This is a genomic window from Polaromonas potterensis (genome assembly GCF_033446725.1).
Taxonomy (GTDB): domain Bacteria; phylum Pseudomonadota; class Gammaproteobacteria; order Burkholderiales; family Burkholderiaceae_C; genus Polaromonas.
In genome coordinates this window covers 454,499-476,751 of record NZ_JAWQLX010000002.1, presented here as the reverse complement: position 1 = coordinate 476,751, position 22,253 = coordinate 454,499, and the positions used below count along the sequence as shown (strand labels likewise).

Below are 22,253 nucleotides of genomic sequence, written 5' to 3'. Positions count from 1 at the left end.
CTGAGCGGCATTGCCCACGCGGGCCCTTTTTGATTGAAGCAAGGGGCGAAGCCCCTGACGCTTAGTCGCGTTCACCACCCATGATGCCGAGCAGGGCCAGCAGGGCCTGGAACACATTGAAGATGTCCAGGTACAAGGCCAGCGTGGCGCTGATGTAGTTGGTTTCGCCGCCGTCCAGGATTTGCTTCAGGTCGTACAACATGTAGGCGCTGAAGATACCGATGACGGCAACCGAGATGGCCATCATGCCGGCGGTGGAGCCGACAAACACATTGATGATGCCGCCCACCATGACAACCATGGCGCCGACAAACAGCCATTTGCCCATGCCTGAAATATCACGCTTGATGACGCTGGCCAGGGTGGCCATGACAAAAAACACGCCGGCTGTGCCGCCCATGGCCGTCATGATCAACTCGGAGCCGTTCTTGAAGCCCAGGATCATGCCAATCATGCGCGAAAGCATCAGGCCCATGAAGAAGGTGAAGCCCAGCAGCACCGGCACACCAGCGGCCGAGTTTTTGGTTTTTTCGATGGCATACATGAAGCCAAAGGCGCCGGCCAGGAACACGATCATGCCCACGCCACCGGACAAAGAACGGGTGATGCCCGTGGCCACGCCAACCCAGGCGCCCAGCACCGTGGGCAGCAGGCTCAGGGCCAGCAGCCAGTAGGTGTTGCGCAATACCTTGTTGCGCTGCTCGACGGAAGCAACTTGGCCGTAGTCGAGTGTTTGAACATTCTCATTCATGAGGGTCTTCTCCATAGAAGCCTGCATATGCAGGTGCTTACATTTTAGGGGTGATGCCTGGTTTTTCAAGTAATGCCCTTGCGGACTGCTTCCTTTTGGTCAGGGCTGTTGATGCCTACAGGCAGGCAATGCGGCGCTGTCAGGGCGAAAAAGTTGCGTATGCTTGACGCTTTGCTCAACAACTCTGGAAAGAAACATGAAATCAAAATCAGTGCTGGACTTTGCCGATGTGCAGGCCATTGCCGCCGCTGCCGCAGCAGAAGCTATCACCAACAAGTGGGCTGTGACGATTGCCATCGTGGACGACGGTGGCCATTTGTTGCACCTGCAGCGCCTGGATGGCGCGGCGCCGATTTCGGCCCACATCGCACCGGCCAAGGCCAACACGGCTGCGCTAGGCCGGCGTGAAAGCAAGATTTACGAAGACATGGTCAACGGCGGCCGTGTTTCTTTCCTGAGCGCGCCCGACCTCAAGGGCTTGCTCGAAGGCGGCGTGCCCATCATGAAAGACGGCCAGTGCCTGGGCGCGGTCGGTGTCAGCGGTGTCAAGTCCAGCGAAGATGCCCAGATCGCACGTGCCGGCATGGCTGCGATCGGGCTGTAAGCCGTCTGGTAGAAGCCTCAAATGCTACTAAATTGGTAGCTATCTACGCCCGATATTAAAGGGCTAGAGGCTGATTCAGGCACAAAAAAGCCGACTTGCGAGTCGGCTTTTTGCATCTGGCGGTGGAGAAAAAAAGCCTGGCTACAACATGCGCCCGAAAGCGGATGGCTGGCTGGCAAAAAACGATCTTTGAGCTTGTTCAAAGCTCGGATCGCCCCACGATGAAACTTGGAGGAGGGTGTGTGTCCCGGGTCTTATTTGGTCAGGATCAGCTTACCCAGCCGGGTGGCCTGCAGGCGGTAGGTCAGGCCGTTGTGTTTGATCTCCACGGCTTTCTGGCCGCGCAGGATCTCGGTGCTGTCCAGCGTATTGCTTGACTCGCTGCGGCCAGTCGCTGCAGAGGTCGCCACATCCGGCAGGCGGTGTGAGCGAGAAGGCAGGCTCAAGGTGGTGCTGTCAAGGGCGAGGGACATGGTGTTTACCTGTTGGGCTGTCGTTACCGTAATGATAATGATTCGCAATTAAAAGTCAACAAAAAAGCCGGATATTTTTCGGCGATGGCTTGTTTTTCCGGTCTGGGATGACCTGCAGGCCACTGGCCCAGGCCTGCAAGCTGCCTGCGCGGGGGATATGCCCCAAGAAAAACGCCTGGCCTCCTTGCGGAGCCAGGCGTTCGCGCCAGCCGGTGGGCCGGAACGGCTCAGGGCCGGTCGGGCTCGGTGATGAAACCGATCTTGTGCAGGCCGGCATGTTGGGCGGCGGCCATGGCCTGGGCCACTTTTTCGTAACGCACCGCCTTGTCGCCGCGTATATGCAACTCGGGCTGCGGGTTTTGCGCGGCGGCCGCCTGCAGGCGCGGCGCCAGGTCGGTCTCTTCGATCTTGGCCTCGTTGAAGTAATACGCGCCTTGCGCATCCACCGTCAGCCGAATCGTTTCGGGCTTGATGACTTGCGCCTCGTTGGTGGCGCGCGGCAAGTCAATGTTGACCGCGTGTTTCATCACCGGCACGGTGATGATGAAGATGATCAGCAGCACCAGCATCACGTCCACCAGGGGCGTCATGTTGATCTCGTTCATCACCTCGTCGGTGTCGTCCTGGGTTCCAAAAGCCATGGTGCTTCTCGTTTCGAAAAGGGGTTAGGCTTTTTTCATCGGCACAACATTGGCCGGGCCGCTGCTGTTGACGCGGGCGCCGGTGACAAAGTAGGCGTGCAGGTCATGCGCAAAGCGGTTGAGCTTTTGCAGCACACCCTTGTTGCCGCGCACCAGCGCGTTGTAACCCAGCACCGCCGGGATCGCCACCGCCAGGCCCAGCGCCGTCATGATGAGCGACTCGCCGATCGGACCGGCGACTTTGTCGATGGTGGCCTGGCCGGCCGTGCCAATGCTCAGCAGCGCGTGGTAAATGCCCCAGACCGTGCCAAACAGGCCGATGAAGGGGGCGGTGGAGCCGACCGAGGCCAGGATGGCCAGGCCGGACTGCAGGCCCGAGGTGAACTCGTCCATGGTGTTGCGCAGGCTGCGTGTGACCCAGTCGCTCACGTCCAGCGAGTCATGCAGATGCACCTTGGTGTTGCGGTGGTGGGCCGTGGCTTCGCGGCCTTCGATGGCTAGCAGGCGGTAAGGGTTGGTCGGGTCGTTGCCCAGCTTGGCCAGGCCGGCGGCAAAGTCTTCGCTGTGCCAGAAGTCTTCCGCGGCGCGCGAGATTTTTTTGTACTTGATCAGGTCCAGGGTCTTGATCAGGATGACGATCCAGGAGGCCAGGGACATGGCCAGCAGCAGGACGGCCACGGTCTTGGTAACAAAGTCGCCTTGCGTCCAGACGCTCATCAAGCCAAATTGTGAATTCATAACTTACTTACTCCAGAACAAAATTAATCGGGGCTTTGAGCAGAAACTCGGTGTTGGCATCGGTGCCTGCACGGCGGAAAGGGGTGACCTGCGAGGCCATCACCGCGTCGTAGGCGGCGCGGTCCAGGCGCTCGAAGCCGCTGGACTTGAAGACGCTGCCTCGCACGGCGCGGCCGGTGGCGTTGTAATACACCGCGATGATGACCACACCGGCTTCGCCACTGCGTTTGCTCAGCGATGGGTAGACCACGCGCGGCGGCCGGATGTATTCGGTTTCGCCCTGGGTGACCTCGACCAGGCGCGGCGCGGCCGGTGGCGCCGGCGGTGCGGGGGCCGGTGCGACCGGGGTCAAAACGGGCGGAGCCGGCGGCTGCGGTTCGACCACACCGGTGGGCGCATTGGGTGTGGGCACCGGATCCGGGATGGCCACGGGCATGGGGGGCGGCGGCAACTTGGCTGTTTTGGGCGCCGGTTTGGCCGGCGGTGGGGGAGGCGGCGGTGGTGGCGCGACCTTGGGCGGCTCGATTTCGATGATGCGGCTCAGGAGTTCGACCGGCACCACAATTTCCGCGGCGCGGCGCAACAAGCCGTTTTGCATGGTCCACAACACCAGCACATGAAACGCGATCACGCTCACGGCAATGACAAGATTGCGGTTCAGGGGGAGGCGCACGGGCTGTGTTGGGGCTGAAGAGGGCGAAAAGGCGGGAGCGTTCATCAGGAGTCTAGTGGAGGCGGGCGCGCAGCGCAGGGTGTGCGGTGGCCGCCCCTAGCGGCGAAAAATCCACCAGAGTGGGATGAGGGCCAGTATCAGGCTGCCGGCGAGCGCTGCAAAGAGGGGGAAAGAGGATGCCATGGGCTGCCTTCCAGAGTGTTGGTGGCGAGCTTGATGTTGGCTGTGGGGCGGCTGGCGCTGCATTGCGCCACCACGTCACGGGCACAACCTTCACACCGGCCGCACTGGGTGGCCACACCCAGCTCGAACTGGATCTCGTCGAAACCCATGCCGGCATGGGCATGGCGGGCAATTTCGCGGTCGGAGATTCGGCGGCAGACACAGACGATCATGGATTGGCTTGCTGGTTGGTCATTCGATGATTGGATTATAAATGCGAATCCATCGCATTTGCAATACATTGCTGCCAGCGAGGTTAATCCGGCCTGAAAAGCAGGGCGCGAGATGCCTGCTCCAGGGTGGCGCAGCCGCTGAGAGCCATCGCAATCTCCAGTTCATCACGCAGCAGGCGCAGAACGTGAGCCACGCCCAATGCGCCCGCATTTGCCAGGCCATAGATGTAGGGCCGTCCAATCATCACGGCAGAGGCGCCCAGGGCCATGGCCTTGAGGATGTCGGTACCGCGGCGTATGCCGCCGTCGACCAGAAGGGGAAGCTCTCCTTTTGTGGCGTCAGCGATGCGCGGCAAAACCTGGGCCGTGGCGGGCGTGGTGTCCAGCGTGCGGCCCCCGTGGTTGGAAATGATGATGCCGGCCAGCTTCAGGGCGGCGGCCTGGCGGGCATCATCTTCATGCAGGATGCCCTTGAGCAGCACCGGCAGGCGGGTTTGGGCTTGCAGCCATTCGACGTCGGACCAAGTGGGCGCGGTGGCCAGCAAGCCATCAAACAGGGCGCTCTGGCCTGGCTGCAAGGTGATGGGGGCGGGCGCGCCAAGGCCTTTCAGGTTGACCGCCGAGATATGTGGCGGCAAGCAGAAGCCGGCGCGGCGCTCGCGATCCCGCGCGCCACTGCAGGATGCATCCACGGTCAGCACCAGCGCCTCGTAGCCGGCCTGTTCGGCGCGTTTGACCAGTTCACGCGTGAAACCCCGGTCATGCTGCATGTAAAGCTGAAACCACAAGGGTCCACGCTGTGCTTCGCTCAATACCGCACGGGCCACCGATTCAAGCGGGGTGCTGGATTGGGTGCTGAGTACCAGGCCGGCCCCCTGTGCGGCGGCGGCGTAGGCACTTGCCATTTCACCGTCCGGATGCGCCATGCGCTGGAAGGCCACAGGGGCCAGCAAGACCGGATGTGCCAGGGTTCGGCCGAGCAAGGTCACGCGGGTATGGCCGCCAGCCATCGCACGCAGGACGCGTGGCTGCAGGCTCAGTGCATTCCAGGCGCTGTTGTTGGCGCGCAGCGTGATTTCGTCTGCCGCACCACCACTGAAATAGGCCCAGGCCTTGTCGTCCAGCACGGTGCGGGCATGCGCCTCATGGTCTGCCAGCGTGACGACGCCAGGTGGAATTTTCCCGAGCACAGGAACCGGGCTCATCAGACGGTGTCGCCTGGGCCGGGTGCGGGCTTGCGCCCGCTGAACATGGCCGCGATGAGGTTTTCCCCGTGGCGCAGACTGGTGAATACCACACCGGCCAGATGCAGCGCCACCAGGACGAGGAGCGCCCATGCCAGGGCATGGTGCAGCATATCCAGCCAGGCCATGCCCCAAAAGTAGTCGGTGGTGTAAAGCCAGCCGGTCAGGCCGAGACTGGCGACCAGGCCCAGCAGGAGCAGGACCATCCAGCCCCCCAGGGGGTTGTGACCGATACAACGGGGTTCGTTGCCGGTGCGTAGCCGGCCGGCATAGTGCAAGACCTCGCGTTTGCCCCGGACGAACTGGGAAAAGCGCGCATAGCGGCTGCCGGAGAAGCCCCAGATCACGCGGATGGCGACGATGGCCAGGGCGATATATCCAGCCGGTTCATGTGTCTTGACAAAGCCCAGGCCGAGTGTGCTGGTCCAGGCCATCACTACGGCGGCCGCGAGTGCCCAGTGCAACAAGCGAATCAGCCTGTCCCAGACCTTGATGGGTGCGGCCAAGCCGGACATCCTGGCGTACGTCGGGCTTAAGAGGGCTGCTTGATTTCGCCCACTTTTTCAAACGTTTTGGGGTTGAAATAAATTTCGATACGCTGGCCTTTTTCATCGAAGCCATAAACTTCGTAACAACCGTTGTCGGTTTTGACCTGGCGTACTTTCCAGCCGTCTGCCGTCAGCTTGCGCTGCAGTTCCATCTGTGGTTTCCATTCGGCTTTGGGCACATCACAGCGGAAGTCGCCATGCGCCTGGGCCGTGCCGGCAGCGGCCAGGCAGAGCAGGGCCAGGGAGAAGAGTGACGCTTGTTTCATGGATTTCCTTTTTCTCATGCGTGGAGATGTGCGGTTTCGGATTGGAAGTCGGACGGGCGTCAGACGTCCAGCCAGGTACGCAATAAATTGTGGTAAGTGCCCGTCAGGCCGATCACGGAAGCATCGGTTTCGCCGATCGTGCTGCGCAGGCGGATCAGGTGTGTATCCATGTCAAACAGCAGTTGCCGCTGTTCGTTGCTGCGCACCATGCTCTGGATCCAGAAAAAACTCGCCAGGCGATGGCCGCGCGTGACGGGCTCCACGCGGTGCACGCTGGTGCCGGGGTAAATCACCATATGGCCGGCCGGCAACTTGATCCGTTGTGGCTGGCCGCCGGTGTTTTCAATCACCAGTTCGCCGCCATCGTATTCGTCGGGCTCCGAGAGAAACAGTGTGCAGGAGATGTCGGTGCGCACGCGTCCCGCACCATTGCGCAGGTAGCGAACGGCGCTGTCGACATGGTTGCCGAAGTGGTTGGCTGTGCCTCCGTAGCGATTGAACAGAGGCGGGGAAATGTGTTTGGGCAGTGTGGCCGAGAAAAAAACCGGATGACGCTCCAGCCCGGCCAAGACCAAAGCCTGCAGCTCGCGCGTTTCCTGGCTGGTTTCGGGCAACTGCTCATTGTTTTTAGCCTGCGCAGATTGCTCGCCTGCCGTGATGCGCCCGCTGCCCCAGGGGGCACGGGCGAGCACGTCACGCGCCTGACGGATCTCGTCAGGACTCAGGATGTCAGGAACGTGCAGAAGCATGCAGGAATGATAAGGTCAGAAGCGCGTGCCGACGGTCAATTTGAACGTGCGGGGGGCACCGGTGATCACAAACCCGGGATACAGCTGGTCGCCGTAAATCTTGTTGGCGATGTTGCTGACATTGAACTGCGTATAGGTGTCCTGGGTGAACTTGTATTCCACCATGGCATCAGCCAGCATGTAACCGGCGGCCCGGGCGGTCAGCTGTGCTGCGCCGCTGGTGCCGGCGAGGGCGAAGTTTTCGCTGCTGCCGTTGATGCCGCCCGCCACGCGCAGCTTCGGTGTGGCCTGGTAGCTGACCCAAGCGCTGCCGCTGTGTTTGGGCGTGAGGCCGACGCGCTGGCCAATCGTTGCCTGGGCCGCCGTACCGGCAGCGTCAATTTTCGCGATCGGTGTGTAGGCATACGAGAGATAAATTTCCCATTGCGGCGTCAGTTTGCCCACAACATCAAGTTCAATGCCGGCCGTGTGCCGTTTACCGGACAACAGAAATGCCGTTCCGGCAAAGTCTGCATCGGTGGTGCGCTCGTTGTACTTTTCGGTGCGGAACAAGGCTGCGCGGGTAGACAGCTTGCCGTCCAGCCAATCCAGCTTGGCGCCGAGTTCGATGTTGCGGCTTTTTTCGGGTGGCGTGTTCGCGGTTTGCGGCGTCGTGTACTGGTAGGTGTCCGCATTGGTATTGAACGACGTGCCATAAGACAAGTGGAAGGAGCTGGTGGGCGTTGGCTGGTACAACACACCGCCACGGTAGCTGAATGCCCCGATGGACATCTGGGCGTTGTCAGTTCTGGTCAGCGTGTTGCCTGTCGTGGCAGCGTAAACGAGGTTGTTGAAGTCGCCCTTGAATCGGTCATAACGCACGCCACCCAACAGTTTCCAGTCTGGGGCAACCTGCACCAAATCCTGTAGATACGCGCCCATGGAGGAGGCCGAATAATTGCTGGAATCACGATAATTCGGCGACACGGCCAAAGTACGCCCATCATCGGGTGCGCCTATCGTGGTATTGCCCTTGTTGAAGTTGGCGCCAATGCCGTTGTTGGCCAAATAGCGGTTGGCGCGTTCGCTTGAGGCATCGACCCCGGTCAGTATCTGGTGCTTCATCCCCAACCAGTTGACCTCATTGGAATAGTCGCTCTGGAAATAGGTGCCATTGAACCGGTCCTTGCGTGGCGTCAGGCCTTGCCGCTGCAGCACGGTGGATGGGTTGAGATTTGCGGCCGTGACCGTCACAGGGTTCAGGGGTGTGGCCGCGAAAGCGGCATTGGTGCCCCATTGCGCGCGATCAAAGACGCCGCTACGGACCTGGCTGCGAAGTTCGCCGCCCTCATCAAAACGATGGATGTGTTGGGCGGTTCCATAGGTGGCCTCGCCCAGCAGGTAGTCGCTTTGGGTGCCATAAAAGTTGCCCGGCTTGACGTTGGGAACATTGCCGCCAAGGTAACGCATGCTGGACTGCGGGACATTGTCCACTTTCAGGTGGAACAGGCCCACGCTGAACTCATCGCGGGTCCCGATGCCCCAGCGGTAGGTGGGGGCAATGCCGTATTTGTCGATTTTTGCACCACCGTTGTCGGCCTTGTTGGCCATCACGTTCATGCGCAAGGCTGCGTCTTCACCGGTTCTGATATTGAAATCGGCCGTGGTGCGCACGTAGCCGCGCGAGCCAATGCTGGTGGTGATGTCGTTCTGGTCCAGCAGCATGGGCTGTTTGGTCACCTGGTTGATGACACCGCCTGTAGAACCCCGGCCGAACAACATGGATGCCGAGCCGCGCAAGATCTCAATGCGGTCGTAGTTGAAGGTGTCTCTATCGTATTGCGATGGATCACGCATGCCGTCGATCAGCAAATCCCCCACGGTGGCAACCGGAAAACCGCGCAGGCGGATGTCCTGGTCGGTCCCGTTTTCGGTCGCCGCAAACGTGATGCCTGCCGTGTGGTGAAGCGCATCTTTCAGGGTGTCGAGCTTGCGGTCCTCGATGAGTTTTTCGGTCATGACGCTGATCGATTGCGGGATGTCGCGGATATCCTGCGTCCCCTTGCCGATACTGGTTTTTTTGGTCTGCAGGGTATCCTTGCTTTCCACTTTTTCGGTGACGGTCACCGTTTTCAATGTTTGCTCCGAACCCGGTGTTGTATTGCTTTGCGCCCAGCCGCTCACGGAGGCTGCAAGCATCAGTGCGCCCAGGGGCAGCATGGCTTTTTCCGAGGCCACAGATGTATTGCGGGTGTTGCCAGCGGGGTCGGAAGAGCGGGATGGTTTGTTTCGAGCAGAGCGTGACGCGCGAACGGAAGGGTGTGCCAAGATGGCCTCCAAGCAGGGTAAAGCCTTGTGACGGCAGGGAACCGGGTTTTAAAAATGGCTTGGCTGTACTCAGCGGTCCGCAGGGACGAGAGTTGGCTGGCGTGTTATGTTTCGTTGCAGATTGTATGTCGAATGATAATGATTCGCACTAAGTTCTTTGATGGGTGTTGCAAAAAAGCAAAACCCATCCGCACTTGAGGCCGAGCCCATGTTTGGGTGCGCAAGAGACGAGCGCCGGCGTTTGCACGCTGCCTTGCCGTCATGCGTCTTGCATGTCTTTGCGACGCCGCTGAACCCGTGAAGGTGCTTCAAGCCGGTCGGCGTCGGGGGCTTTGACTACCCGCGATGCTCAACGGCGCCGGAACAGCTGGATCTTGTGTTCCCGCACCGGCTTGGCAGGGCCGCAGCTGTCACAACCCGACCCGCAGCCGCCTTGTTTTTGCGCCAGCGCCTGCAACGCGCGTGAGGAATGCAGGCGGCTGGACCTGGCCATCAAGACCGTGGCGATACGCCGCTTCAGGCTGGCCGGCAGGAACATCCATACGCTGTAGACCGCGCACAAGGCGACCACGACGTAGACCACCAGGGATTGCAGGGGGATGGTCATCATGTGGTGAGCGCCAGCACGACGCGGTAGGTGACAAACGAGGCGGCATAGGCCAGCGCAAACAGGTAGGCGGCCATCAGCAGCGGGTAGCGCCAGGAGTTGGTTTCGCGTTTGACCACGGCCAGGGTCGAGATACATTGCGGCGCAAACACATACCAGGCCAGCAGCGAGTAGGCGGTGGCGATGGACCAGCTCTGCGCGATCAGCGGCGCCAGTGCCACGGCGGCATCGTCGCCGGTGGCCGACAGCGAATAGACGGTGCCGAGTGCGCCGACGGCGACTTCACGCGCGGCCATGCCGGGCACCAGGGCGATGGAGATTTGCCAGTTGAAACCGATGGGCGCAAAAATCACTTCGAGTGCCTTGCCGATCATGCCGGCAAAGCTGTACTGGATCGCCGGCCCGGTCGCGCCGTCGGGCGGGCCGGGGAAGGTGGACAAAAACCACAAAACCACCATCAGCGCAAAAATAATCGTGCCCACACGCTGCATGAAAATCTGCACCCGTTGCCACAGGCCTTGCACCAGGTTGCGCAGGTTCGGCACGCGGTAGGGCGGTAGCTCCAGCATCAAAGGCTGGTAGCTGGTTTTGGCCCAGGTGCGTTTGAAGACCCAGGCCACGGCCATGGCCGACACGATGCCGAGCAAATACAAGGCAAACAGGGTCAGGCCTTGCAGGTTGAAGAAGCCGATGTCGCGCTCGGGAATAAACGCACCTATCAGCAACGCATACAGCGGCAGCCGGGCCGAGCAGGTCATCAACGGCGCAATCATGATGGTGGCCAGCCGGTCGCGCCAGTGCGGAATGGTGCGTGTGGCCATGATGCCGGGAATCGCGCAGGCAAAACTCGACAGCAGCGGAATGAAGGCGCGGCCCGACAGCCCAACCTTGCCCATCACGTTGTCCAGCAAAAAGGCAGCGCGCGGCAGGTAGCCGGAGTCTTCCAGCATCAGGATGAAGAAAAACAGGATCACGATCTGCGGCAAAAACACCAGCACGCCGCCGACGCCGGCGACGATGCCGTCGACCAGCAGGCTTTGCAGCAGGCCGGGCACCATGTTGTCCTGGATCAGCGTGCCGACCGCGGCCACGCCGTCCTTGATCAGGTCCATGGGCAGATTGGCCCAGGCAAACACCGCCTGGAAAATCAGGAACAACACGGTGGCCAGCAACAACAGGCCGTAGACCGGATGCATCACGATGGCGTCGATGCGGTGGTTGAAACGTTTGACCTGGCCGGCGTTGGGCACCGCCGCCGCCAGGATGGCGCGCACCTGGACTTGCAGCGCGGCCGCATCCTGCGGCTCAGTCGCTATGTTTTTAATAGCTGCTTGCGCAGGTGGGGTCTGGGCTGGAGGCCTAAAACCTTCGTGATCTGCCTGCGGCTGGGCATAAAAGGCCTGTTGGGCCGCCTGCAGCAAGGCGTCGCGCCCATTGCTGTGTTCCTTGCCGCGCCAGGTGCTTTGCACCGCGACGGTTTCCACCACCGGCATGCCGAGTTCGGTCGACAGCCTGTCTATGTTGATTTGCAGGCCGCGTGCACGCGCCACGTCCATCATGTTCAGCGCCAGCACCATGGGCTGGCCCAAGGCGCGCAACTGCAACACCAGGCGCAGGTTCATGCGCAGGTTGGTGGCGTCGACCACGGCGATGATGCCGTCGGGCCGACGTTCGCCGCTGCGCAGACCCATCACCACGTCATGCGTGATGGTTTCGTCGGCGGTGGCCGGGTTCAGGCTGTAGGCGCCGGGCAAGTCCATCACGGTCAACTCGCGGCCGTCGGGCAGGCGGGTATGGCCTTCTTTGCGTTCGACCGTCACGCCGGCGTAATTGGCCACTTTCTGGCGCGCACCGGTGAGCAGGTTGAACAGCGCGGTCTTGCCGCAGTTGGGGTTGCCGACCAGGGCAATACGCGGCAAGGCGGCGCTGGTGGCGGAGTGGGCGGCGGCGCTCATGCGGGCACCTTCACCTGGATACAACGGGCTTCATGACGGCGCAGGGCAAACACCGTGTCGCCGACCTGGACCGCAATCGGCTCCCGGCCGCCCGGGCCGCGCCGCAACACGCTGACGGTTTCGCCGGCCATGAAGCCGAGTTCGGCCAGTCGCTGCAGCAAACCCGAGGCTTCGTCTTCGCCCTGGGCTGCCGTCAGGCCGAGGATGGTAGTCACCCGGTTCGGCGCCAGATCGGCGAGCAACAAAGTGTCTGTGGACGGGGCTGGAGAAGTCGGAATCGCGGCAGGGGTCATAGGGCGGGTTCGGGCATGGCCGGTCGGCTCTGCATGCCACTCTTTATGAGAATCATTATTATTTACATTGTAGATGAAACACCGTATCCCTACCGTGTCAACATCAGGTAAAGACGGGGCTTGGAACGCGTCGATTCAGGTCGCGACAGGGGCCAGCACGGCCGCCAGTGCGGCCAGGGCACTTGCTGTTGCCGCCAGCGGCGTGGCCAGTCGCGGCGCATAACTGAGCAGGCCCACCACACCCAGCGCCCCGGCCGTGAGCATGCCGAACCAAAGCACCCAGCCTTGCGCAGGCCCTTTCAGCGCCAGGCAGGCCGCCAGCGACAGCAGCAGGCCCAGCGTACCGGCGCCGCGTAGCCAGGGCCGACGCGCGCCGGGCGATGTGCCGCGGCCATAGCTGTCGTCATGGTGGCGGTCCATGGCCAGGCCCAGTGCGGCAAAGCCTGAAAACGCCATGCACCAGGCGCTCAGAACCAGAGGCCAGGCGTTCACAGCGCCGGCTCCTGGGCCAGGCGAGCGCTGGCCGCGCCTTGGGTCCGGCGCGCCGGGCTGCGCCGGCCCAGCCACCAGGCGCAAAGCAGCAGCGCCGCACCCAGGCCAACGCAGGTGAGGTCAAACCCGGCCACGGCCCAGAGCCCGGCCGGGATGGCCACACCCAGGTGGGTGGCGGTGGTCAGTACATTGAGCAGCGGCACGCCGGCAAACAGCGCGCCACCCAAGGCGAGTTGCACCTGCCACATGCGGCGCTTGGGCCAAGCCAGTCCGGCCAGCGTGGCCATGCCCCAGGCGATGAAGAAGCTGTTGATCTCGGCCTGTGGCCGTTCGGCCATGTTGAGGGGCAAGAGACGATTGGCCCAGAAGTACACGGCCATGGCCATGGGCACACCGGCCACCGTGCCGATGTTCAGGCCATCAACCAGGCGCAGGCCCCAGCCCACGCGGCCGCCTTGGGCCAGGGCCTTGGCATATTTCTGCCGTTCCTTGACCGACCACAGCAGCAGGCCGGTAGCCACCATCACGCAGCCGGCCAGCCCGCATAAGAAAAACAGGGCGCGCAGCAGCGGGTCGGCAAAACGCCCCAGGTGCAGGCCGTAGAGGACGCCGCGTGTTTGCATGGCTGGGCCTTCGCTGTCCCCGCTGGTGGACAGCAGTGCGCCGTTCACCCCGTTGAAAATCATGACTGACTGCGATGAGGACATGTTGCGCCCCTCCTGGCGCTGCAGGCTGATGGTGGCATGGGCGTCGTTGGGGTTGTTCACCGTGATGCGCCCGACGGCTGCGCCGCCCCAGTGTCCGCTGGCCTGGACGACCAGGGGCGCGATGGGCGTCAGCGTCGCCGGTTTGCCGGCAGGCTTGGGGTCACGCGGCCCGACGGCTGGCTGGACTTCGGCAAAAAAAGCGGTTTGATCGCCCTTGTAGGCGACCTGCGGCCCCCAGGGCATGTACATGAACATCAGCGTGATCAGCCCGGTGTAGGTGATCATCAGGTGATAGGGCAGGGCCAGCACGGCGACCGCGTTGTGCGCGTCCAGCCAGCTGCGCTGCCCTTTTTTCGGCCGAAAGGTGAAGAAGTCGGCAAAGATACGTTTGTGCGTGACGATGCCGCTGACGATGGCCACCAGCATGAACATGGTGCAAAAACCAACCAACCAGCGCGCCCAGACGGCCGGCATGTAGTGCAGGTCGAAATGCAGGCGGTAGAAAAACTCGCCGCCGTGGGTGTCGCGCGCGGCTGCCAGCACTTGCCCGGTGCCCGGGTCCAGGCTGGCGTTTTCAAAACGCCGGGAACCGGTAGCGGGTTTGTCGCCCGGGGACGGCGGCGGGCGCAGCCAGGTGACACGCACGCCGGGCTCGCGCTCGGTGGGCAGCTTGATGAACCAGCGCGGGCTGGCCGGTGCCAGCGCCTGCAGGGTGGTAACAGCGCGTTGCGCCACCTCGGGTTGTGCTGGCACAGACAAGCCGGTCAAGTGCAGCTCGGGCGTCATCCAGACGGTGATCTCGTCCCTGAAATACGAAGCGGTGCCGGCCGCGAACACCAGGAACAAGACCCAGCCGACCAGCAGGCCGCTCCAGGTGTGCAGCCAGGCCATGGACTGGCGAAAACCTTCTCTCATGCCGCGCCTCCGCCCCAAAAATGCCGCGCCAGCAGGGCGCCCGGCAGCAGGGCCGCGAGCAGCAGGCCCTGCCAGGCCCGCGCGGCGGTGCGTGCCGCGAACACCCCCATCACCGCGCCGGTGTAAATGACAAAAGCGGCCATGTTGGCGGTGAGGGCCGCTTCCGCGCGTGTGCCTGGCAGGTAGAGGGCCAGCGCTGCGGAGGCCAGGGCCGACAGTGCGTAACCGCCGGCGATGGCCGCCAGTACGCGCGACGCCACGGCCAGCCGGTAGCCGGCCTTGGCCGAGCAGCGCGGCTGCATGCGTCGTGTGCCCAGATGTGTGCTCAGGAGGCGTTTCATTTCTCAGTTCAGCTTGTTCGGCGCGGCTGCGGGGGCGGAGGGCAGGGCGGGCAGGCCTTGCACCTGGGTAAGCGTGAGCGAGGTCACATAACTGGCGCGGTCATACTTTTCGGCACCGCGTTCGCCGCCGCTGTTGTCGGCATGTTTGACTTCCAGCACATAACTGCCTTTCCATGGCAGGCTGAGCAGGATGCGGCCCTGGTCGTCGCCGCGTAATTCCTTGCCCCAGCCCAGGGGGGTGACGACCTCGACCTTGGCTCTGGGCAGGGGCTGGCCCTTGTAGAACACCTGCAACTCCACGCCGTCCTTGCCCTTGATGCCGGTGGGCACGAGGTCGAGCGCGAGTTGAGGTTTTTGTTTGTCGAAGGTGTTGACCAGGCGGGCCGCGGGCACGTAAATGCTGCGTACCAGCTGGTCGCCGTCCTTGCGTTCGGAGATCGGATAACGCAGGTCTTCAGCCACCAGGGACTCCCCTTTGGCCGCGCCGCCCGACAGTACAAAACCTTTGGCAGTTTTGGTCACGTTCAGCGCCTGGACGGCAGAAGCGCTGATGCGCTGCGCCGTGGGCGCAACGAACTTGTCGAGGAGTCCAGGCGTAGTTTCGCGCAGGTTCTCGCCGAACTCGCCGAAATAAAGCGTGGCGCCATTGGCGTCCTGCTCCAGCCAGACATGGTGTGACCAGGCAGCGCCGTGCAGGCCCAACCATGTGAACAGGCTGACGGCAATAAGACGGGCGTGAAGTTTCATAAGTTCTTTCTTGATCAACAGGGAGGAAAGGGGCGATTTCAAAACGTGTAACGCACGCTGGCGACAGCGGTGCGGCGCTGGCCGTAGAAGCAGTCGCCGCGTGCGATGCAACTGGCGAGCTGCACTTTGTCCGTCAGGTTTTTGATGTTGAGCATGTAGTGCCAGGGGCCGCGGGTGTAGCCAAAAACGGCGTCCAGCAAGGTGACGGCGGGGACCTTCAACTGGTCCAGTCCATCCAAGGACGAACCCACGTAACGCACACCTGCGCCGGCCGAGAAACCGGGTTGGCCGGCGATGGCAAAACGGTGCGAGAGCCAGGCCGACACACTGTGCGCAGGCACGCCGGCCAGGCGTTTGCCCTCGTCGGCGCCGTTGCTGCGCGAGATCCGTGCATCGGTGTAGGTGTAGGCGGCGGTCCAGTCCCAGCGGCGGCCCAGGCTGCCGACGGCTTCGAGTTCCAGGCCTTTGACATGCACCTCGCCGATCTGCAGGCTGTTCAGCGGGTTGGCCGGGTCGCTGGTCTTGCGGTTGCTTTCGCGCAGGTCGTAAATCGCGGCGGTGGTGGAGATGTTGCGGTTGGCAGGCTCCCATTTCACGCCGGCTTCCCACTGCTTGCCGCGTTGCGGCGTGTAGGCCTGGGCGTAGACGTTGGCGCCGGCCAGGGGAAGGAAGGACTCGGAATAACTCAGGTAGGGCGCCCAGCCGCCGCCTGCCAGGTAGACCAGGCCCGCGCGTTTGGTGGTGGCGCTGTCCTCGGAGCCGGAAGCCGGGCGGTTTTGCACCTGCGATTTGGCGCGGTCATGGCGCAGGCCCAGCAGGGCGACCCAGCGTTCGCCGAACTTGATCTGGTCCTGCAGGTAGATGCCGGCCTGGTGCAGCTCGGTGTCCGGCTGGGCGGTCAATGCCCGCGGCGGCGTGTAGTGGCCGTACACCGGGTTGTAGAGGTCTAGCGGCGCGGCTGTTCCCCGCCCTGTGCTTTGTTGCGTTAACACCTGCTGCGCGTCCATGCCCAGAAGCAAGGTGTGGCGCACGGCGCCGCTGCCGAAGTGGCCTTCTGCCTGCGTGTCGAGCTGCGTGCTGCGCAACTGGTTGAATTGCTGGATCAGGTCGCGGTTGACGGTGCGCTTGTCGGCATTGAACACCGGCCGGGCCGGCCGACCGGTGGCCGGGTCCGCGGTAAAACTGGTGTAGGCGCTGCGGTAGTCGACCTCGCTTTGTGAATGGCGAAAATTCTGGCGCACGGTCCAGTGGTCGTTGACGCGGTGGCTGAACAGATAACCCAGCGCGTTTTGCTCGGCGATGAAGGCGTCGAAGCCGGGCTCGCCGGTGAAAGTGCTGGTGGGGATCTGCCCGAACGGCGAGGGCAGCAGTGTGCCCTGCCACGGAAAAAAACCGATGAGGGAGCCGCTTTTGTCTTTCTGGTGTGTGGCTTGCAGGGCCAGCGAGGTCGCGGCGCTGGGCGCCCAGGTCAGCGATGGCGCAAACACAACACGGTCGTCGGGCACGTGGTTGACCTGCGAACCGCTGTCGCGGCCGACGGCCACCAGCCGATACAGCCAGGTGGCATCGGCATTCAAGGGGCCTGTGAAGTCCAGCCCGATTTGCTGATGCCCGAAGCTGCCCGATTGCAACTGCAGCTCGCGGATGGGTTCGGCCTGCGGCCGCTTGGACACGAGATTAACCACGCCGCCGACGCCGCCCTGGCCGTAGAGCACCGACGATGGGCCGCGCAGCAGCTCGACCCGCTCCAGCGTGAACGGGTCCGCCCGTGTGATGTTGTCAAAGCCGACGACACGTTGCAAACCGTCCAGGTATTGCGCCGTGGTGCCGCCCCGCACGCTGATGCTGTCGCGGCGGTTGTCGAAAGAGTTGGAGGTCACGCCGGCGCTGTAGCCCACGGCCTGGTTGATGGTCAGGCCGCCCTGCGCCTCGAGACGGTCGCGGGTGATGACCGAGATCGACTGCGGCGTTTCAATCAGCGGTGTGTCGGTCTTGGTGGCGGTGGCGCCGCGTTTGGCCACAAAGCCGATGACCGGGCCGGTGGCGGTCTCCTGGGCCGTGCCTTCCTTGACCGTGATGGCCGGCAGGGTTGGCGCTGCTGCGCCTTGCGCGAGACACAGGGTCAGCGGGCTCAGGGTGCAAAGCGCTACAAAATGAGTAGCTGCTCGCGTCCATGGGACGGGAGCTAGAGGTCGATTTGATCGTGAAACGGGAGGCGAATAAAGCATGGTGAAACACAGGCACAAGCAGGTTGCTGGCTGGCTTCACCACGGGGGTGCAGGCTGGCGGGGTTACCTATCTTAATCCACAAATGAGAACTATTCGCGTTTGTTGGGGCTGCTTTTGCTGACGTCGCTCACCTGGCTTTGCATTGCTCCCTGCTTGGGACGCGGTACCCGCGCAGGCTGCAGCTGTCCTGGCTGTGGTCTTGGGTATGCAGGGGGTTTATCTAAACCTCGGGCATTAAAAATGCCATTGGCCTTGCATTCAATCAACAGTTTGCTATTTATTCAGAAGCGTTTTTATTCCTGAATCAAGCGCAAACTGCCGCGCCATCGCTTGCAACCCGGCTTGTAATTGGTAATAATTCTCATTTAGCCAGCGCCAGACGACCTGCGTGAGCCATCGGTTTCCTTCACGATTGCTTTGCCAGGTTATTTGCATGTCCGTTGCCACACAAACGCAAGCTGTCAGCGCGCTCTACCTTGAGCACCACCACTGGTTATTGGGCTGGCTGCGCCGCAAGCTGGGCTGCCCGCATAACGCGGCAGACCTCAGCCACGATACTTTTGTGCGCGTGCTCGGCCAGCCGCATGAACTGACCCAAGTGCGCGAGCCGCGTGCCTGGCTCACCACCATTGCGCATGGCCTGGCGGTCGATCAGGCACGGCGCAAGGCTCTGGAGCGCGCCTACCTCGAAGCCCTGGCCTGCCAGCCTGAAAGCAGCCACCCCAGCGCCGAAACCCAGGCCATGCTGATGGATTGCCTGGCCCGCATTGGCGCCATGCTCGATGGCCTGCATCCCAAGGCGCGCACCGTCTTGCTGTTGTCGCGGCTCGACGGGCTGGGCTATCTTGAAATCGCCCGGCAGATGGGCGTGAGCCTGAGCACGGTCGAGAAGCACATGGCCGCCGCCCTGCGGCACTGCGTCGCCATGCGGGCAGAATTGCCATGGAACTGAGCGCCATCTCCTCCGGCCGGCGTGCCGGGCTGCCGAGCGGCGCGGCAGGCGCCATAGACCAGGCCGTGTTGTGGGCCGTTCGCCTGCAGTCCGGCGCCGCGGGTGAGGCCGAACGCCAGGCCTGCGCCGTCTGGCGCTGCGCCAGCCCTCTCCACGAACAGGCCTGGCGTCAGGTCCAGGCGGTGGAACAGGCCTTTTGCGCCGTCCCCGCTGACGGCGCACGCACCGCCCGCCAGACGCTGGACGCAGCCGCACAGGCCACCGGCCAGCCCGCGTCGCGTCGGCGTGCCCTCACATTGCTGGGTGTGGGCGCGCTGGGTGCGGTTTCAGCGGTGCTGGCGGCGCGCATGGCCTCATGGCGACACGAAACAAGTTATGCCAGCCCATCCGGTGAGCGGCGCCAGCTGGTGCTGGCAGACGGTACCCGGCTACAACTCAATACACACACGGCGGTGGATGTGGTCTTTACGCCCCTGCAGCGCCTGTTGGTGCTGCGTGAAGGCGAAATTTTCATCGCCACCGGTGCCGACACCGATGCCCTGGCTGGCAAGCGCCCGTTCTGGGTGCAGACGGCGCAGGCACGCATGCAGGCCATGGGCACCGCCTTTGCCGTGCGGCAAGACCTGTCGGCCGCTACCCAACTCCATGTGCGCCACGGAAGCGTTGCCATTCACCTAAAAGGCAAGGCACCGGTGCTGGCGCAGGCCGGTGAAACCTACCGCATGGACGGGCAGGGCGCCGCGCCCATCACACGCGTGCTGCAGCCCGAATCCGATCCCACCGCCTGGCTGGACGGTGTCCTGGTGGCCAAACAAATGCGACTTGACGCCTTTGCGGCAGCCTTGTCGCGCCACCACGGCGAAGCCGTGTACTGCGAGCCCAATGCAGCAGCCCTGCGTGTGTCGGGTGTCTTCCAGCTCGACGGCCCGCACGCCATCGCCCGCGCGCTGGACGCACTGGCGGCAACGCTGCCGGTGCAGATCGGCGCCACGGGGAACGGGCAGCCGATGATCGCGCTTCTTTAGGGCGTTTGCGGCAGATTTACGGGTTTTGCAGAGTTCGTTCGGCAAGCATGGGAAAGCAACCCTATAACCGAACCTTTGTGAAACCAACTGCCATGTCCACCAAGCTCCTGCAGCGTCGCCTGCCCACTCGCCGCCCCCTTGCGCTGCTGATTCATGCGTTTGTCGTCCACGGCGCGCTCGTGTCGGCTGCCGCTGCTGCCCCGGCCCTGCCCGACCCATCGGTCCAAGCGTCCAGCGCCAGTGCAGCCACCTCAGCCCGCAAAACCTACAAGCTGCCCAGCGCCCCCCTGGAAGACGCGCTCAATGCCTTCTCGCGCCAGGCCGGTGTCACGCTGTCGTTCAACCCTGTGCTGGTCAGCGGCAAAAAGGCGCCGGCGCTGGCGGGCAATTACAGCGTGGCCGAGGGCTTTGCAGCGCTGCTGGCCGGCAGCGGTCTCATCGCCGTGGCGCAGGGGCCAGGGACTTATGGCTTGCGAGCCGCAGGCAACGCGTCGCTGATGGCGGACGAGGTCAAGAGTTTGGCCATGGTCACGGTCGAAGGTTCGCGCGACCCCAACATGCTGTACAAGCCATTTCCCGGGGGGCAGGTCGCCAAAGGCGCGCGGCTGGGGGCTTTGGGCAACACGGAATTGCTGGACGCGCCCTTCGCCATCAGCGCTTACACCGAACAGGCCGCGCGCGATGTGCAGGCCAGGCGACTGGTGGACGTGCTGGCGGTCGATCCGGCGGTGCGTTCGACCAACTCGGAAAGCAACGCGGTAGACGTGTTTTTCCTGCGCGGCCTGTTTTTACTTAGCGCAGACATTTCCTTCAATGAAACCTTTGCTGTTGTCGATACCAGGCGTATTGCGGTGGAGCAATTCGAGCGGGTGGAAGTGCTCAAGGGCCCCAGCGCGCTTCTGAACGGCATCGGCCCGAACAGCACAACCAATGGCGGCACCATCAACCTGGTTCCCAAGCGGGGAACCGATGTACCGTTGACCCGGTTTACCCTGTCGGGGTCATCGCAGGGCCAGGTGGGCGGACATCTGGATGTGGGGCGCCGGTTCGGCGAGGACAAGCAGTGGGGTTTGCGCTTCAACAAGGCAAACCGCGGTGGCTCCACCGGCGTGACGTCAGAAAAGGTGGGTACCGATCACACATCGATGGCGCTGGACTACGCGGGAGACAAGCTGCGTGCCAGTGTGGACGTCGCGCACAACCGCCGCCAATTTGACGGTTTCCCGCAGTTCCTCGCGTTCAATTCGGGTTTCCGGATTCCTGCCCCACCGCCGACCAGTCAGTCCATCAGCCAAGCCTGGGACAGCAGCGACACGGAAAGTACCTCCGTTGTGACGCGGCTTGAGTACGACCTCACGCCCGACTCCACGATTTTTGGGGTGATGGGAGGTGTGAATTTCAGGGAGTCCAACCTGAACGCCGGCACAACCCGCCTCGTCGCCGCCAATGGCAACTTCACGGCCCAGCCCAGCCTGTTTGCCACGGGCTCGGATCTACGCGCCAGTGAAGCCGGTTGGCGCGTGCGTTTCAACACCGGTGCAGTCAAGCACCGGGTGGTGGTGGGTTATTCGCGTTTTACCGGGCAGGGTCAAAGCGTGAGCCGTCCGATTGGCGGCGCCTTCACCAATAATTTGTACCACCCTGTTTTGGTGGCGCAGCCAACCCCGCCGGTCGCGGGCCCTTTCCTGCGCTTTCAGGACACCACGTCGGACAGCGTGAGCGTGGTGGATTCCATGCATTTGCTGGATGATCGTTTGCACCTGATTGCAGGACTGCGCTACCAGAAGCTGGACATTGGCCAGTACATCGCTGGCGTGGAAACGAAACGATTCGAACAATCGGCCACCGCGCCATCTGCGGGCATCAGCTACAAGTTGACCCCAGCCTTGTCGGTTTACGGAAACTATGCCGAAGGCCTGTCGCAAGGGCCTGTCGCCCCGCTCACCACCACCAACCGGGGCCAGGTTTTTGCGCCTTACAAAGGTGAGCAATACGAAGCCGGGGTGAAGTATGACGCAGGCTCATTTGGCGCCAGTGCGGCGCTGTTCCAGATCGCCCAGCCGGTGTCCTTCGTCAACAGCGCCAACGTCTTTGTTCTCGACGGCGAGCAGCGTAACCGCGGTCTGGAGCTCTCGGTTTACGGTGAAGTGAGCAAAGGCGTCCGCTTGAACGCGGGGCTGGCCCTGTTTGATGTGGTGCAGGCCAGAACGCAAAACGGCACGAATGATGGCAAAAAAGCCATAGGCATCCCCAACTACAGTCTGGTGCTGAATGGCGAGTGGGACCTCGCGGCCCTGCCGGGCCTCACCCTGACGGGCAGGTATACCAAAGTCGCCAGCCAGTTCGCCAGTGCGGACAACGCACAGAGCATTCCCGGCTTCGATAGTTATGACCTGGGGCTTAGATACGCAACCCGTGTAGGCGATAAACCGACTGTATTTCGTCTGAGCGTCGAGAACGTGGCCGACGCGTCGCACTGGCTGGCGATACGCGGCGGTTTCCTATCGAGAAGCATGCCCAGAACGGCCCTGTTCTCGGTCAGCACCGACTTCTGAACTGTCCAGACACAGATGGAAACGAAACGGCCCGCCATGTTGGCGG

Annotated in this window: 24 protein-coding genes; 4 read left to right on the top strand and 20 right to left on the bottom strand. The window is 62.8% G+C overall.

All coding sequences use genetic code 11. The features are described from left to right. Positions 1 to 61: 61 nt before the first annotated feature. Positions 62 to 751: a Bax inhibitor-1/YccA family protein gene (locus tag R6254_RS05400; protein ID WP_318405015.1), complete on the bottom strand. Its 690-nt coding sequence runs from the start codon at positions 749 to 751 to the stop codon at positions 62 to 64. Between the two features lie 196 nt (positions 752 to 947). On the opposite strand from R6254_RS05400, the gene R6254_RS05395 reads away from it, so the two are divergent. Beyond that, positions 948 to 1,355, top strand: coding sequence for a GlcG/HbpS family heme-binding protein (locus R6254_RS05395; protein WP_318405013.1), 408 nt, complete (start codon positions 948 to 950; stop codon positions 1,353 to 1,355). Positions 1,356 to 1,609: 254 nt separating this feature from the next. Here R6254_RS05395 and hemP read toward each other — a convergent pair whose 3' ends face one another. The 19 genes from hemP to R6254_RS05300 all read right to left on the bottom strand — a co-directional run bounded on the left by hemP (position 1,610) and on the right by R6254_RS05300 (position 18,110). Then, positions 1,610 to 1,828, bottom strand: coding sequence for a hemin uptake protein HemP (gene hemP, locus R6254_RS05390; protein ID WP_318405011.1), 219 nt, complete (start codon positions 1,826 to 1,828; stop codon positions 1,610 to 1,612). 227 nt (positions 1,829 to 2,055) lie between these two features. Then, a complete protein-coding gene (locus R6254_RS05385; RefSeq protein ID WP_318405010.1) occupies positions 2,056 to 2,469 on the bottom strand; it encodes an ExbD/TolR family protein in 414 nt (137 codons plus the stop codon). 24 nt (positions 2,470 to 2,493) lie between these two features. After that, entirely contained in the window at positions 2,494 to 3,207 is a 714-nt protein-coding gene (locus tag R6254_RS05380) for a MotA/TolQ/ExbB proton channel family protein (RefSeq protein ID WP_318405008.1), read from the bottom strand. 7 nt (positions 3,208 to 3,214) lie between these two features. Further along, positions 3,215 to 3,925 carry an energy transducer TonB gene (locus R6254_RS05375; protein WP_412103107.1) on the bottom strand — a complete coding sequence of 237 codons (711 nt, stop codon included), beginning with the start codon at positions 3,923 to 3,925 and terminating at the stop codon, positions 3,215 to 3,217. 92 nt (positions 3,926 to 4,017) lie between these two features. Further along, a complete protein-coding gene (locus tag R6254_RS05370; RefSeq protein WP_318405005.1) occupies positions 4,018 to 4,275 on the bottom strand; it encodes a (2Fe-2S)-binding protein in 258 nt (85 codons plus the stop codon). An 83-nt stretch (positions 4,276 to 4,358) separates the two neighbouring features. After that, the gene (locus R6254_RS05365) at positions 4,359 to 5,480 is read right to left on the bottom strand and encodes an alpha-hydroxy acid oxidase (protein WP_318405004.1); all 1,122 of its coding nucleotides are present in this window, start codon (positions 5,478 to 5,480) and stop codon (positions 4,359 to 4,361) included. Continuing rightward, positions 5,480 to 6,034, bottom strand: coding sequence for a cytochrome b/b6 domain-containing protein (locus tag R6254_RS05360; protein WP_318405003.1), 555 nt, complete (start codon positions 6,032 to 6,034; stop codon positions 5,480 to 5,482). The genes R6254_RS05365 and R6254_RS05360 overlap by 1 nt, the downstream gene beginning before the upstream one ends. A 17-nt stretch (positions 6,035 to 6,051) precedes the next feature. Then, positions 6,052 to 6,333: a PepSY domain-containing protein gene (locus R6254_RS05355; protein ID WP_318405001.1), complete on the bottom strand. Its 282-nt coding sequence runs from the start codon at positions 6,331 to 6,333 to the stop codon at positions 6,052 to 6,054. A 59-nt stretch (positions 6,334 to 6,392) separates the two neighbouring features. Next, positions 6,393 to 7,082, bottom strand: coding sequence for a Fe2+-dependent dioxygenase (locus R6254_RS05350; protein WP_318404999.1), 690 nt, complete (start codon positions 7,080 to 7,082; stop codon positions 6,393 to 6,395). A 15-nt stretch (positions 7,083 to 7,097) separates the two neighbouring features. Further along, a complete protein-coding gene (locus R6254_RS05345) occupies positions 7,098 to 9,389 on the bottom strand; it encodes a TonB-dependent receptor (RefSeq protein WP_318404998.1) in 2,292 nt (763 codons plus the stop codon). 349 nt (positions 9,390 to 9,738) lie between these two features. After that, positions 9,739 to 9,999 carry a DUF6587 family protein gene (locus R6254_RS05340; protein ID WP_318404997.1) on the bottom strand — a complete coding sequence of 87 codons (261 nt, stop codon included), beginning with the start codon at positions 9,997 to 9,999 and terminating at the stop codon, positions 9,739 to 9,741. Further along, positions 9,996 to 11,951 (bottom strand): ferrous iron transport protein B, encoded by a 1,956-nt coding sequence (gene feoB, locus R6254_RS05335; protein WP_318404996.1) that lies wholly within the window; start codon positions 11,949 to 11,951, stop codon positions 9,996 to 9,998. The genes R6254_RS05340 and feoB overlap by 4 nt, the downstream gene beginning before the upstream one ends. Then, positions 11,948 to 12,244 (bottom strand): FeoA family protein, encoded by a 297-nt coding sequence (locus R6254_RS05330; protein ID WP_318404995.1) that lies wholly within the window; start codon positions 12,242 to 12,244, stop codon positions 11,948 to 11,950. The genes feoB and R6254_RS05330 overlap by 4 nt, the downstream gene beginning before the upstream one ends. Before the next feature lie 135 nt (positions 12,245 to 12,379). Then, positions 12,380 to 12,736 (bottom strand): DUF3325 domain-containing protein, encoded by a 357-nt coding sequence (locus R6254_RS05325; protein WP_318404994.1) that lies wholly within the window; start codon positions 12,734 to 12,736, stop codon positions 12,380 to 12,382. Then, positions 12,733 to 14,358: a PepSY-associated TM helix domain-containing protein gene (locus tag R6254_RS05320; RefSeq protein ID WP_318404992.1), complete on the bottom strand. Its 1,626-nt coding sequence runs from the start codon at positions 14,356 to 14,358 to the stop codon at positions 12,733 to 12,735. The genes R6254_RS05325 and R6254_RS05320 overlap by 4 nt, the downstream gene beginning before the upstream one ends. Beyond that, positions 14,355 to 14,660 (bottom strand): DUF3649 domain-containing protein, encoded by a 306-nt coding sequence (locus tag R6254_RS05315; RefSeq protein ID WP_318405217.1) that lies wholly within the window; start codon positions 14,658 to 14,660, stop codon positions 14,355 to 14,357. The genes R6254_RS05320 and R6254_RS05315 overlap by 4 nt, the downstream gene beginning before the upstream one ends. A 42-nt stretch (positions 14,661 to 14,702) precedes the next feature. Then, on the bottom strand, positions 14,703 to 15,446 hold the full coding sequence (locus tag R6254_RS05310; protein WP_318404991.1) for a DUF4198 domain-containing protein: 744 nt from the start codon (positions 15,444 to 15,446) through the stop codon (positions 14,703 to 14,705). A 38-nt stretch (positions 15,447 to 15,484) separates the two neighbouring features. Further along, entirely contained in the window at positions 15,485 to 17,674 is a 2,190-nt protein-coding gene (locus R6254_RS05305) for a TonB-dependent siderophore receptor (protein ID WP_318404988.1), read from the bottom strand. 274 nt (positions 17,675 to 17,948) lie between these two features. Beyond that, on the bottom strand, positions 17,949 to 18,110 hold the full coding sequence (locus R6254_RS05300) for a hypothetical protein (RefSeq protein WP_318404986.1): 162 nt from the start codon (positions 18,108 to 18,110) through the stop codon (positions 17,949 to 17,951). On the opposite strand from R6254_RS05300, the gene R6254_RS05295 reads away from it, so the two are divergent. The 3 genes from R6254_RS05295 to R6254_RS05285 all read left to right on the top strand — a co-directional run bounded on the left by R6254_RS05295 (position 18,109) and on the right by R6254_RS05285 (position 22,207). Then, entirely contained in the window at positions 18,109 to 18,627 is a 519-nt protein-coding gene (locus R6254_RS05295; protein WP_318404984.1) for a sigma-70 family RNA polymerase sigma factor, read from the top strand. The genes R6254_RS05300 and R6254_RS05295 overlap by 2 nt on opposite strands. Then, positions 18,618 to 19,652 carry a FecR family protein gene (locus tag R6254_RS05290; protein ID WP_318404982.1) on the top strand — a complete coding sequence of 345 codons (1,035 nt, stop codon included), beginning with the start codon at positions 18,618 to 18,620 and terminating at the stop codon, positions 19,650 to 19,652. The genes R6254_RS05295 and R6254_RS05290 overlap by 10 nt, the downstream gene beginning before the upstream one ends. A 92-nt stretch (positions 19,653 to 19,744) precedes the next feature. After that, positions 19,745 to 22,207: a TonB-dependent siderophore receptor gene (locus R6254_RS05285; RefSeq protein ID WP_318404980.1), complete on the top strand. Its 2,463-nt coding sequence runs from the start codon at positions 19,745 to 19,747 to the stop codon at positions 22,205 to 22,207. The last annotated feature ends 46 nt before the right edge of the window (positions 22,208 to 22,253 follow it).

Bases quoted from the DNA above. Each gene is read 5' to 3' on its own strand.
- R6254_RS05310 (WP_318404991.1), bottom strand. From the start codon at position 15,446: ATGAAACTTCACGCCCGTCTTATTGCCGTCAGCCTGTTCACATGGTTG.
- R6254_RS05365 (WP_318405004.1), bottom strand. From the start codon at position 5,480: ATGAGCCCGGTTCCTGTGCTCGGGAAAATTCCACCTGGCGTCGTCACG.
- R6254_RS05340 (WP_318404997.1), bottom strand. From the start codon at position 9,999: ATGATGACCATCCCCCTGCAATCCCTGGTGGTCTACGTCGTGGTCGCC.
- R6254_RS05385 (WP_318405010.1), bottom strand. From the start codon at position 2,469: ATGGCTTTTGGAACCCAGGACGACACCGACGAGGTGATGAACGAGATC.
- R6254_RS05295 (WP_318404984.1), top strand. From the start codon at position 18,109: ATGTCCGTTGCCACACAAACGCAAGCTGTCAGCGCGCTCTACCTTGAG.
- R6254_RS05375 (WP_412103107.1), bottom strand. From the start codon at position 3,925: ATGAACGCTCCCGCCTTTTCGCCCTCTTCAGCCCCAACACAGCCCGTG.
- R6254_RS05380 (WP_318405008.1), bottom strand. From the start codon at position 3,207: ATGAATTCACAATTTGGCTTGATGAGCGTCTGGACGCAAGGCGACTTT.
- feoB (WP_318404996.1), bottom strand. From the start codon at position 11,951: ATGAGCGCCGCCGCCCACTCCGCCACCAGCGCCGCCTTGCCGCGTATT.
- R6254_RS05395 (WP_318405013.1), top strand. From the start codon at position 948: ATGAAATCAAAATCAGTGCTGGACTTTGCCGATGTGCAGGCCATTGCC.
- R6254_RS05370 (WP_318405005.1), bottom strand. From the start codon at position 4,275: ATGATCGTCTGTGTCTGCCGCCGAATCTCCGACCGCGAAATTGCCCGC.
- R6254_RS05320 (WP_318404992.1), bottom strand. From the start codon at position 14,358: ATGAGAGAAGGTTTTCGCCAGTCCATGGCCTGGCTGCACACCTGGAGC.
- R6254_RS05285 (WP_318404980.1), top strand. From the start codon at position 19,745: ATGTCCACCAAGCTCCTGCAGCGTCGCCTGCCCACTCGCCGCCCCCTT.
- R6254_RS05355 (WP_318405001.1), bottom strand. From the start codon at position 6,333: ATGAAACAAGCGTCACTCTTCTCCCTGGCCCTGCTCTGCCTGGCCGCT.
- hemP (WP_318405011.1), bottom strand. From the start codon at position 1,828: ATGTCCCTCGCCCTTGACAGCACCACCTTGAGCCTGCCTTCTCGCTCA.
- R6254_RS05305 (WP_318404988.1), bottom strand. From the start codon at position 17,674: ATGCTTTATTCGCCTCCCGTTTCACGATCAAATCGACCTCTAGCTCCC.
- R6254_RS05300 (WP_318404986.1), bottom strand. From the start codon at position 18,110: ATGCAAATAACCTGGCAAAGCAATCGTGAAGGAAACCGATGGCTCACG.
- R6254_RS05315 (WP_318405217.1), bottom strand. From the start codon at position 14,660: ATGCAGCCGCGCTGCTCGGCCAAGGCCGGCTACCGGCTGGCCGTGGCG.
- R6254_RS05400 (WP_318405015.1), bottom strand. From the start codon at position 751: ATGAATGAGAATGTTCAAACACTCGACTACGGCCAAGTTGCTTCCGTC.
- R6254_RS05290 (WP_318404982.1), top strand. From the start codon at position 18,618: ATGGAACTGAGCGCCATCTCCTCCGGCCGGCGTGCCGGGCTGCCGAGC.
- R6254_RS05360 (WP_318405003.1), bottom strand. From the start codon at position 6,034: ATGTCCGGCTTGGCCGCACCCATCAAGGTCTGGGACAGGCTGATTCGC.
- R6254_RS05350 (WP_318404999.1), bottom strand. From the start codon at position 7,082: ATGCTTCTGCACGTTCCTGACATCCTGAGTCCTGACGAGATCCGTCAG.
- R6254_RS05330 (WP_318404995.1), bottom strand. From the start codon at position 12,244: ATGACCCCTGCCGCGATTCCGACTTCTCCAGCCCCGTCCACAGACACT.